The following is a 9,521-nucleotide window of genomic DNA, read 5'->3' on the forward strand; positions in this document are numbered from 1 at the left end:
TCCCCGAGATGAAGGGACCCCATGACTGACTCGGTGAAGGTGCCTGCCTACGAGGCGGTGGCCGCCGTCGTGCGCCGCTGCATCCTCGCCGGCGAGCTCCGTCCCGGCCAGCGTCTGCCGAGCTGATCGACGACTTCGGGTTCGGCCGCAGCGCGTCTGAACCAGGCGACCCGAGTCGGTTCAGCGCGAGCCGTCGCGGCGACGTGGCCCCCTTCTGGCAGCCAACGAGGCGCGGCAGGCTCGACCGACCGACCGGGCGCGACCGCGCGACGTTCCAGTGGCCGAGCACAATGGCGGGGTGACCAGCGACGTCTCCCCGCTCGACCTGCTCGGGACCTGGACCCTGACCCGCGAGATCGAGGACCGGTGGGGCGGGGAGGAGCGGGCGGTGCGCGGGAGCGCGACGCTCACCCGCGTCGACGACGACCGGGTGCGGTGGAGCGAGACGGGGACGATGACCTGGTCCGGGGGCGAGGTGCCGGTGAGCCGGACCCTGTCCGTCGTACGCCGCGCGGAGGGCTGGTGGGTGCTGTTCGGCGACGGGCGCGACTTCCACCCGTGGTCGGTCGGCGCGCAGGTGCACCACCCGTGCGGGCGCGACGACTACCGCGGCCTGGTCGAGGTCGGCCCCGACCGGTCCGCGTGGACGGTGCGCTGGGACTGCCGCGGCCCGGAGAAGGACTACACGATGCGCACCCGCCACACGGCCCGTCAGGCGCCCGTGACGTAGTCGTCGATCTCCGTGAGCAGCCGGCGGCGCACCTCGTCCTCGGCGAACGACGCGTGCACGGACGCACGGGCGAGGTCGGCGACCCCGGCGGCGTCGAGGTCGAGAAGGCAGGCGGCGACCTCGTACTCCTGGTTGAGCGTGGTGTTGAACATCGGCGGGTCGTCGGAGTGCACCGTCACCGCGACACCGGCGTCCCGGAAGGCGCGGATCGGGTGCTCCTCCAGCGAGGCGACGGCGCGGGTGGCGACGTTGGAGGTCGGGCAGACCTCGAGGGCGATCCCGTGCTCGGCGAGGTGCGCGAGCAGCGCGGGGTCCTGCGCGGCGGAGGTGCCGTGCCCGATCCGCTCCGCCCCCAGCAGCCGTACGGCGTCCCACACCGTCTCCGGACCGGTGGTCTCCCCCGCGTGCGGCACCGAGCGCAGCCCGGCGGCGCGGGCGGCCTCGAAGTGCGGCTGGAACTGCGGGCGCGGGACGCCGATCTCCGGGCCGCCGAGCCCGAAGCCGACGAGCGCCTCGGGACGGTGGCGCAGCGCGAAGTCGAGCGTGGCGTCCGCGGCCGGCAGCCCGGACTCCCCCGGGATGTCGTAGATCCAGCGCAGCACCAGCCCGAAGTCGCGCTCCACCGAGACCCGCGCGTCCTCGATCGCCTCGGTGTAGGCCTCGATCGCCATCCCGACGCCCGGCTCGTGCGGGCGCACCGAGGTGTACGGCGTGCAGGTCAGCTCCGCGTAGCGGACCCCCTGTGCCTCGGCCATCTCACGACCGACCTCGTAGGTCAGGTAGCGGATGTCCTCCGGGGTCCGCACCAGGGCGACCACCGCCAGGTAGACCTCGATGAAGTGCGCGAAGTCGCGGAACTCGAAGAACTCCCGCAGCGCGTCGAGATCGCTGGGCACGGTGCCCGGGTGCCGCGCCGCCAGCTCACTGACGATGCGCGGCGAGGCGGAGCCGACGTGGTGGACGTGCAGCTCCGCCTTCGGAAGGCCGCGGATGAAGTCGCGCAGGGGGCTCATCCGACGCAGTGTGGCGCCGGCGCGCTCAGCCCTCCAACTCCTTGGCCAGCGCGTCGGCCAGGTCGTCGACGCTGCCGCTGGCCTGGAAGACCTCACCGTCGAGCAGGACCGTCGGCGTGCCGCGGACCCCGGAGTCGGTGGCGGACTTCGTGGCGGCCTCGACCCAGTCCATCCGGCTCTGGTCCTCGATGCCGGGACGCACCGCGTCCTCCTCGGCGCCGGCCTCGACCGCCCAGGCGACCAGCTGGTCGTCGTCGGGGTAGTCCTTGCCCTCCTCGGGCTGGTTGTCGAAGAGGATCTGGTGGAAGCGCTTCGCGGTCTCCGGGCCCGACTCCTCCGTCACGACGCGGAAGGCGTTGGCGGCGCGCGCGGAGTAGTCGCCCATGCGGCTCAGCAGGTTGAACGGGCGGTACTCGACGAAGACCTTGCCCTCCTCGGCCAGCCGGTCCAGGTCGTCACGGGTGGCCTTCTCGAGCAGCCCGCAGTAGGGGCACAGGAAGTCCTCGTAGACGACCACGGTGTGCGGCGCCGACGGGTCGCCGTAGGACAGTCCGAACTCCTCGACGCCGGTCGAGCTGCCGCCCGCGACGGGCGCGTCGACGTCGGAGGAGGTGTCCCGCGCCTGCTGCACCAGCACCCCGGCCACGATCACCATGAGCAGCGCGACGACGACACCGCCGATCATGAACAGACGGCGGCGCCTCTCCTCCGCCTGCTGCTGGGCGACGACGGCTGCGGCCCGCGAACGCGGGGCACCCGAGGTGTTCTTCTTGGACATCAGCTCTCATTTCTGTGCTGGACGACGGGGATCGTGGTGAGGGTGATCGGCGCGAAGACCCGGTTGTCGAGCGCGAGCCGGGTCCGCGGCCTCCGGACAAGCCACAGGCTGGCCAGCAGCAGTACGCCGTCGCGCGCGAGCTCCCAGGGGTACTTCGAGGCCGCGTCGGGATCCTGGCCGCCGCCGCCGAAGCAGCCGCAGTCGATGGTCAGCCCGCGCGCCCAGGCGCTCGCGATGCCGATCACGAACGCCAGGTAGAGCAGCGCCGCCACGGCAGCCGCACCGCGGGTCAGCAGCCCCACGACGAGCAGCGCGCCGACCACGACCTCCAGGACCGGCAGCAGGTAGCCCACGGTGGGCACCACCGCCTCCGGCAGCAGGTCGTAGGCGCGCACCGCGCGCACGCTCGCGCCGGGGTCGGGCAGCTTGACGGCGCCGGCGACGAGCAGCACCGCACCGCTCACCACGCGCACGACGAGTCCGCCCCACTCCCTCACGGCACCACCGTAGGCAGACGCCCTGAGTCCTTGCTGAGAGGCCTCGGCCCTCGAACCACGGGACCAACTTCCCGCGGCGGGGCACCGGGGTCGCCCGGCGTCGCCGGCGCACGTGCGAGCGCGGGCCCGGTGGGTGGTGTGGCCTAGGCTGGCTCGTCGTGAACGACCGACTCGTGTGGATCGACTGTGAGATGACCGGCCTCGACACCGGCGCGGACGCGCTGATCGAGGTGGCGGCCCTGGTGACCGACTTCGATCTCAACGTGCTCGGCGAGGGAGTGGACATCGTGATCCGCCCCCCGCAGGAGGCGCTGGACCAGATGGGCGACTTCGTGCGCGACATGCACGAGAAGTCCGGGCTGCTCGAGGAGCTCGCCGACGGCGTGACGCTCGCCGAGGCCGAGGAGCGCACCCTCGCCTACATCCGCGAGCACTGCCCCGACGGCAGCCGGCCCCCGCTCGCCGGCAACACGGTGGCGACCGACCGGATGTTCCTCGCCCGCGACCTGCCCGTGCTCGAGTCGTTCCTGCACTACCGCATCGTCGACGTCTCCTCCATCAAGGAGCTCTCGCGCCGCTGGTTCCCCCGCGCGTACTTCCAGGCCCCGGCCAAGCAGGGCAACCACCGCGCCCTGGCCGACATCCAGGAGAGCATCGAGGAGCTGCGCTACTACCGCGAGGCCGTCTTCCTGCCCTCCCCGGGCATCGACAGCGAGAGCGCCAAGCAGCTGGCCGAGAAGCACGGCGGGTCGATCACCGGCATCCCCCAGCCGGGCGTCGCGGGCGCCGAGACGTCCACCGTCTCCCCCGATTCCACACCGGGCGAGTAGTTCCCCTACACTTGTCCTCGGCTACCGGCCTCGCCGGAGCTGATGGTGGGTATAGCTCAGCTGGTAGAGCGCTGCGTTGTGGTCGCAGATGTCGCGGGTTCAAGTCCCGTTACTCACCCCAACGAGATCGAGCCCCCGACCTGGACAGGTCGGGGGCTCGACTCATTCCCGCCCGCGTCCGACGATGGGACGACGCGAGCACGGCGCGCGCACGCCCTCAGCCACTGCGGGTCCTGGCGCCGCAGGAGGAGGTCACCATGGCCGAGGACTCCTCCCCCGGCGAGCCGGCGCCCGGCCACCGGGACCGGTGGCGGCACCCGGCGTGGGCCTCGGTCGGCGTCCTGGTGGTCTACTTCGCCGTCCCGCTCGGTGAGGACAGCTCCGGCGCCGCCATCGCCGGGAGCCTCCTGCTGACGGCCGCCGGCCTGGCGCTGGTCGGGACCGCGATGGTGCTCGAGCTGCGCCGGGTGCGGGCCGGTTCCGAGGCGCGCACCGCAGGCGTCCTGACCGTGATGGTCGTGGTGCTGGTCGCGGCGTTCTCGCTCGCCTTCTACCTTCTCGAGCTGCTGGCGCCGCGGCAGTTCGAGGGCCTCAGCACCCGCACGGACGCGCTGTACTTCACGTTGAGCACCATGGCCACGGTCGGGTACGGCGACGTGCACGCCCTCGGGCAGGTCGCCCGTGGCATGGTGTGCGGCCTGATCGTGTTCAGCGTCGCGGTGGTCGCCACGCTCGTGCGCTCCTCCGCCCAGAGCCGCGGCCCGCGCTGAGGTCAGGCGACGACCGGCATCCGCACCAGGAACGTCGTGCCGGCGCCGGTGTCGGAGACCACCTCGATCGTGCCGCCGTGCCGCTCCACCACCGCCCGCGAGATCGACAGCCCGAGCCCGCTGCCCTGGATGGCGTGCTTCTGGGCCAGCTCGGAGCGGAAGAAGCGCTGGAACAGGTGCTGCTGCTCCCCCAGCGGGATCCCGATGCCGGTGTCGGAGACCCGCAGCAGGGTCTGCTCGCCGTCGTTCTCCAGGGCGACGTCGACCGACCCCTCGTCGGGGGTGAACTTGACGGCGTTGCCGACCAGGTTGACCACCAGTCGCTCCACCATGTCGCGGTCGCCGAGGAACGGCACGGGCTCGGGCGGCAGCGTCAGGCTCATCGAGAGGTGGCGGTGCTCGAGCACCGGGGTGACCAGGGCGTACGCCGTCTCCACCGCCCGGCGCAGGTCGAAGGCCCGCTCGACCGCCACGATCGAGGCACCCTCCTGCATCTTCGACAAGGTGAGCAGGTCGTCGATCAGGCCGAGCAGGCGCTGGCTGTTGCCGGCCACCCGGCGCACCGCGTTGAGCTGGGCCGGCGCGAGGTCGCCGTACGACCCGTCCTCGAGGAGCTCCAGGTAGCCCTGGATGCTGGTGATCGGGGTGCGCAGCTCGTGGCTGACGCTCGAGACGAACGCGTCCTTCACCGCGTCGACCTCGCGCAGCCGCTCGACGGCCTCCTTGAGCGCATTCTCGGCCACCAGGCTCTCGGTCACGTCCTCGGAGGTGCTCACGAACCCGAGCGTGGTGCCGTCGTCGGCGGTGATGCGCGAGAGCGTGAGCATGTGGTCGCGCTCCTCGCCGTCGCTGCGCCGCAGCCGCAGCCAGGTCTGGCCGACGGCCGGGTCGGCGATCGCGGTCCCGACCGAGGCGAAGTCGGCGGGCACGCCCATCTCCTCGGCCTTGAGCCGGATCGACGAGGCCGAGAACAGGGCCCCCATCGAACGCCCGAGCAGGTCCTCGGCGCGGTAGCCGAGCAACCGCTCCGCGCCGGGGTTGAACAGCGTCACGCGGCACTCGGGGTCGGTGCCGATGATGGCGACGCCCGGGGTGCTGCGCACGACGTTGCGCAGCTGGTCGCGCTCCACGCGGGCGGACCGCGAGGTGGCGATGTGGACGCCCACCCGCTGCACGAGGGGGACGACGATCAGCGCGCAGGTCGCGGCATAGAGACCGAGCAGCACCCCGCGGGCGTCGTGGTCGAGGCCGTACGCCGTGGGCGCGCCGGCGAAGGGACCGAACCCGAAGGTGGTCATCGAGATCGCGCAGCCCAGCACCGTGCACATCTGCGCCAGCGCCTCGCGGGGGTGGCTGCGCAGCGCCACCTAGGCGAGCAGCGGGATCACCACGAAGGTGAGGCTCGGGAAGTCCCGGGGGACGAAGACGACGGGCACGACCACCAGCACGACCAGCCACTGCACCACCCGTTCCGGGGCACGGGCCACGGCGCCGTGCAGCGGGAGCTGGGCGAAGATCGGGATCACGCACAGCTGTGAGGCACAGTGCGCGACGCCAATCGCCAGCCCGACGAACCACGGGGTCCCCCACCCGGTGACCACCGCGGTCAGGAACGCGGAGCCGCCGGCGACCAGTCCCGCCGCCCCCGTGGCCAGCAGGTAGCGGACCAGGTCTGCGTCCCCAACGATCCGTATGGGCCGGTGGTCACGGCCACCGAGGATCCGCACGGCCACCAGTGTCTCGAGCGCGATGCCGGCGGAGAAGCCCAGCGCGACGTCGGGCGGACGCCCGCCGGCCCAGATCGTCGTCATCGCGAAGGCGAGCACCACGAGCAGCAGCGGGGTGCGCCAGCGGCGGTCGGCGGTGAGCACCAGCACGGTGGCCAGACCGGTCGGCCAGATGCCGATCACATGCCCGTCTGCCGGGGCGGCCGCGACGGCAGCGAAACCCAGCACGCCCAGCAGCACCAGCAGCGCTGAGACACGGACCCCCGCGGACCCCTTCACCTCCACCCCTCCCCGGACGGTCTCGTTCCGGGCACATCCCACCACGCCGGCACCGGCCCGCGCGGGGTTTTCCGCGCGCCCGGGGAGCCCGCCCGGACCGCGCGGAGGACCGCCCGGGAGCCGGTGGCCTAGGTTGCTGTGCGTGAGCAACGCGCACCCTCCCCGTCAGCAGCGCTACGACGTCGTGATCGTCGGCGGCGGACACAACGGCCTGGTCTCGGCCGCCTACCTGGCCCGCGCGGGACTGTCGGTCCTGGTGCTCGAGCGCCTCGACCACGTCGGCGGCGCCGCGGTCTCCGCGCAGGCGTTCCCGGGGCGCAGCACCCGCCTCTCGCGCTACTCCTACCTGGTCTCGCTGATGCCCACGCGGCTGGTCGACGAGCTCGGCCTCGACCTCGCCCTGACCTCGCGCAGCACCGCCTCGTACACCCCCTGGGTGCGCGACGGGCGGCACGGCGGGCTGCTGGTCGAGCGGCCGGAGGGACCCGCGACCCGCGAGTCGTTCCGCGCGCTCACCGGCGGCGAGGAGGAGTACGCCGCGTGGCAGCGCTTCTACGCCGACGTCGAGGGCCTGGCCGCCGCGGTGGCGCCCACCCTCATGGAGCCGCTGCCCACCGAGCGGTCGCTGCGCGAGCAGGTCGAGGCGAACGTCTGGCGCGACCTGGTCGAGCGACCCCTCGGCGAGACCATCGAGGCGCGCTTCGCCGACGACACCGTGCGCGGCGTGGTGGCCACCGACGCGCTGATCGGCACCTTCGCCTCACTGCGCGCGGACTCGCTGGAGCAGAACCGGTGCTTCCTCTACCACCTGATCGGCAACGGCACCGGCGAGTGGCGGGTGCCCGTGGGCGGGATGGGCGCGGTCACCGACGCGCTGGCCCGGGCCGCGGTCGAGGCCGGCGCGGAGATCATCACCTCCGCCGGCGTGCACGCGATCCGCGGCGGCGACGGTGGCGCCGAGGTCACCTGGGACGGTGACGGCGGCCCGCGGCGTACCGTTGCCGCGCGGCACGTGCTGGCCAACGTGGCGCCCTGGGTGCTGCGGATCCTGCTCGGCGAGGAGCCCGATGCGGCGACCAAGCCCGTGGGCTCGCAGCTGAAGCTGAACCTGCTGCTCGACCGGCTCCCGCGCCTGCGCAGCGGCGCCGACCCGGCGGTGGCCTTCGCCGGCACCCTGCACCTCTCGGAGGACTACTCCCGGCTCGAGGCGGCGTACGCCGACGCGGCGGCCGGGCGGGTCCCGGAGGTGCTGCCGGGCGAGGTGTACTGCCACTCGCTGAGCGACCCCTCGATCCTCGGCGACGACGCGCCCGCGGGCACCCAGACGCTGACCTACTTCGGCCTCCACACCCCGGGCACCCTCTTCACCGACGACCCAGGCGCCAAGGAGACCGCGGTCGCCCGCGCCCTCGCCTCGCTGGACGAGCACCTCGCCGAGCCCATCGAGTCCTGCATCGCCCGTGACGGCAACGGCGACCTGTGCCTCGAGGCCAAGGTCCCCCACGAGATCGAGGCCGACCTCGCGATGCCGGGCGGGCACATCTTCCACGGCCCGCTCGACTGGCCCTGGGCGCCGTCCCGCGCGCGCCTGGAGACCCCCGCCCAGCGCTGGGGCGTGCAGACCGAGCTGGAGCCGGTGCTGCTGTGCGGATCGGGCGCCCGACGCGGCGGCGCGGTCTCCGGCCTCGGGGGCCACGACGCCGCGCAGGCGGTGCTGGAGACCCGCTGAGCACGGTGTGGCGCGGGTCATGGCCTCCCGATTACCCACGACGCCCACCCGCTGGTAGTGTTCTACTCGCTTCACCGGGCGCCATTAGCTCAATTGGCAGAGCAGCTGACTCTTAATCAGCGGGTTCGGGGTTCGAGTCCCTGATGGCGTACAGATACAGCCCCTGACCAGCGGAAACGTTGGTCAGGGGCTTTTTCGTTCCCTCCCCAGGTGCTCTCCCCCTCGCCCTGGGCAGCGTCCGCACCGGTCCGTCACCACCGCCGAGCCCGCGCCGGCTCTTCGATCGCGTCGGCTTCGACTGGGCTGCCAGCCAACGCCAGCGCCACGACCACGCGGGCCCCGATGATGAGCATCCACGCAGTACTGGCGATCCCAGGCTCGGCGACCAGACCCAGCGTTGTTGCCGGGGCGTCATACCACCGCATCGTGGACATGCCGGACCGCTCGCACCCGCGATCCCTCGACCCACCGCGGCGGCAGGGCAGTGAGGACAGCGGACGACCGCCGCACGCGGTCAGGCACGGCCGGTCGGTCTAGCAGCGTCGGTGGAAGGTGAGCTTGCCGCCGGGGAGGTGCTTGGTCTCGTAGGCGGGGTCGTGGGCGCGGGCGTGGTGGCGGGGGCAGAGGAGCCGGCCGCTGGCCACGCTGGTGCCTCCGCCGCGCGACCAGGGGACGTCGTGGTGGGCGTGGCACAGGCCCGGTGGCCAGTCGCAGCCCTCGGCGGTGCAGCCGCCGTCGCGCAGCGCGAGGGCGACCCGGTGGGTCTTGGTGTGGAACCGGCGCTTGCGGCCGACGTCGAGCGGCCGGCCTTCGCCGTCGAGGACTGCCGGCACGATTCCCGCCTGGCACGCCAGGCGGCGGGCCTCCGACGCGGAGATGGTCTCGCCGGTGTGCAGGTGGGCGGCGCGGAGCCCGCCGAGCAGGGACTCCAGCGGCATCGTGACCACGATCGTGGCGGCGACGCCGCCGGCGTCGGGGAGCCGGTCGGCGGGGTAGCGCTCGAGGAACTCGCAGAACGCCTGCCCCATCCGCTCCGGACCTGGCCGCCGCTCAGCGCCGACGGCCCCGGCGCCGTTGACGGCCTGCTGGTGCTTGGGAGCAGCGATGGCGAGGAGCGCAGCGCGCAGCATCGCTGCGTGGTGGGTGGGGATGGTGAACCGGCCGTGGG

Annotated in this window: 11 protein-coding genes and 2 tRNA genes; 7 read left to right on the forward strand and 6 right to left on the reverse strand. The window is 73.0% G+C overall.

Translation table 11 applies throughout. From position 1 onward, the window contains the following. Positions 1-21 precede the first annotated feature (21 nt). Both HOQ23_RS13765 and HOQ23_RS13770 read left to right on the forward strand, forming a co-directional pair. Positions 22-126, forward strand: coding sequence for a GntR family transcriptional regulator (locus HOQ23_RS13765; RefSeq protein ID WP_172215186.1), 105 nt, complete (start codon positions 22-24; stop codon positions 124-126). Positions 127-298: 172 nt separating this feature from the next. After that, a complete protein-coding gene (locus HOQ23_RS13770; RefSeq protein WP_172215187.1) occupies positions 299-730 on the forward strand; it encodes a DUF6314 family protein in 432 nt (143 codons plus the stop codon). Here the strand turns inward: HOQ23_RS13770 and HOQ23_RS13775 are convergent. From HOQ23_RS13775 to HOQ23_RS13785, 3 genes are read right to left on the reverse strand one after another with little or no spacing between them, the layout of a single operon-like run. Beyond that, on the reverse strand, positions 712-1,743 hold the full coding sequence (locus HOQ23_RS13775; RefSeq protein WP_172215188.1) for an adenosine deaminase: 1,032 nt from the start codon (positions 1,741-1,743) through the stop codon (positions 712-714). The genes HOQ23_RS13770 and HOQ23_RS13775 overlap by 19 nt on opposite strands. Positions 1,744-1,768: 25 nt before the next feature. Then, positions 1,769-2,521, reverse strand: coding sequence for a DsbA family protein (locus HOQ23_RS13780; protein ID WP_172215189.1), 753 nt, complete (start codon positions 2,519-2,521; stop codon positions 1,769-1,771). After that, positions 2,521-3,018, reverse strand: coding sequence for a MauE/DoxX family redox-associated membrane protein (locus HOQ23_RS13785; RefSeq protein WP_172215190.1), 498 nt, complete (start codon positions 3,016-3,018; stop codon positions 2,521-2,523). The genes HOQ23_RS13780 and HOQ23_RS13785 overlap by 1 nt, the downstream gene beginning before the upstream one ends. Before the next feature lie 158 nt (positions 3,019-3,176). Between HOQ23_RS13785 and orn the strand changes: the two genes are divergently transcribed. The 3 genes from orn (at position 3,177) to HOQ23_RS20575 (ending at position 4,618) form a co-directional block, all read left to right on the forward strand. Then, complete coding sequence (orn, locus tag HOQ23_RS13790) at positions 3,177-3,848, forward strand: oligoribonuclease (protein WP_172215191.1); 672 nt, start codon at positions 3,177-3,179, stop codon at positions 3,846-3,848. Positions 3,849-3,893: 45 nt separating this feature from the next. Next, a tRNA-His gene (locus tag HOQ23_RS13795) sits at positions 3,894-3,969 on the forward strand. A 136-nt stretch (positions 3,970-4,105) separates the two neighbouring features. Then, the gene (locus HOQ23_RS20575) at positions 4,106-4,618 is read left to right on the forward strand and encodes a potassium channel family protein (RefSeq protein WP_216654228.1); all 513 of its coding nucleotides are present in this window, start codon (positions 4,106-4,108) and stop codon (positions 4,616-4,618) included. 2 nt (positions 4,619-4,620) lie between these two features. On the opposite strand, the gene HOQ23_RS13805 is transcribed toward HOQ23_RS20575, so the two are convergent. Together HOQ23_RS13805 and HOQ23_RS13810 are read right to left on the reverse strand one after the other, a co-directional pair. Then, on the reverse strand, positions 4,621-5,985 hold the full coding sequence (locus HOQ23_RS13805; protein ID WP_172215192.1) for a PAS domain-containing sensor histidine kinase: 1,365 nt from the start codon (positions 5,983-5,985) through the stop codon (positions 4,621-4,623). Continuing rightward, positions 5,986-6,624 (reverse strand): hypothetical protein, encoded by a 639-nt coding sequence (locus HOQ23_RS13810; protein ID WP_172215193.1) that lies wholly within the window; start codon positions 6,622-6,624, stop codon positions 5,986-5,988. A 142-nt stretch (positions 6,625-6,766) separates the two neighbouring features. On the opposite strand from HOQ23_RS13810, the gene HOQ23_RS13815 reads away from it, so the two are divergent. Next, a complete protein-coding gene (locus HOQ23_RS13815) occupies positions 6,767-8,353 on the forward strand; it encodes an NAD(P)/FAD-dependent oxidoreductase (RefSeq protein WP_172215194.1) in 1,587 nt (528 codons plus the stop codon). A 78-nt stretch (positions 8,354-8,431) separates the two neighbouring features. After that, a tRNA-Lys gene (locus tag HOQ23_RS13820) sits at positions 8,432-8,504 on the forward strand. A gap of 382 nt (positions 8,505-8,886) precedes the next feature. Here HOQ23_RS13820 and HOQ23_RS13825 read toward each other — a convergent pair. Next, positions 8,887-9,521, reverse strand: a 635-nt coding sequence (locus HOQ23_RS13825; RefSeq protein ID WP_172215195.1) for an HNH endonuclease signature motif containing protein, incomplete at its 5' end; no start/stop codon positions are given.

This window comes from Nocardioides sp. zg-DK7169 (assembly GCF_013155365.1).
Classification (GTDB): domain Bacteria; phylum Actinomycetota; class Actinomycetes; order Propionibacteriales; family Nocardioidaceae; genus Nocardioides.

Coding starts and splice junctions, on each gene's coding strand:
- HOQ23_RS13765 (WP_172215186.1), top strand. CDS start 22: ATGACTGACTCGGTGAAGGTGCCTGCCTACGAGGCGGTGGCCGCCGTC.
- HOQ23_RS13775 (WP_172215188.1), bottom strand. CDS start 1,743: ATGAGCCCCCTGCGCGACTTCATCCGCGGCCTTCCGAAGGCGGAGCTG.
- HOQ23_RS13780 (WP_172215189.1), bottom strand. CDS start 2,521: ATGTCCAAGAAGAACACCTCGGGTGCCCCGCGTTCGCGGGCCGCAGCC.
- HOQ23_RS20575 (WP_216654228.1), top strand. CDS start 4,106: ATGGCCGAGGACTCCTCCCCCGGCGAGCCGGCGCCCGGCCACCGGGAC.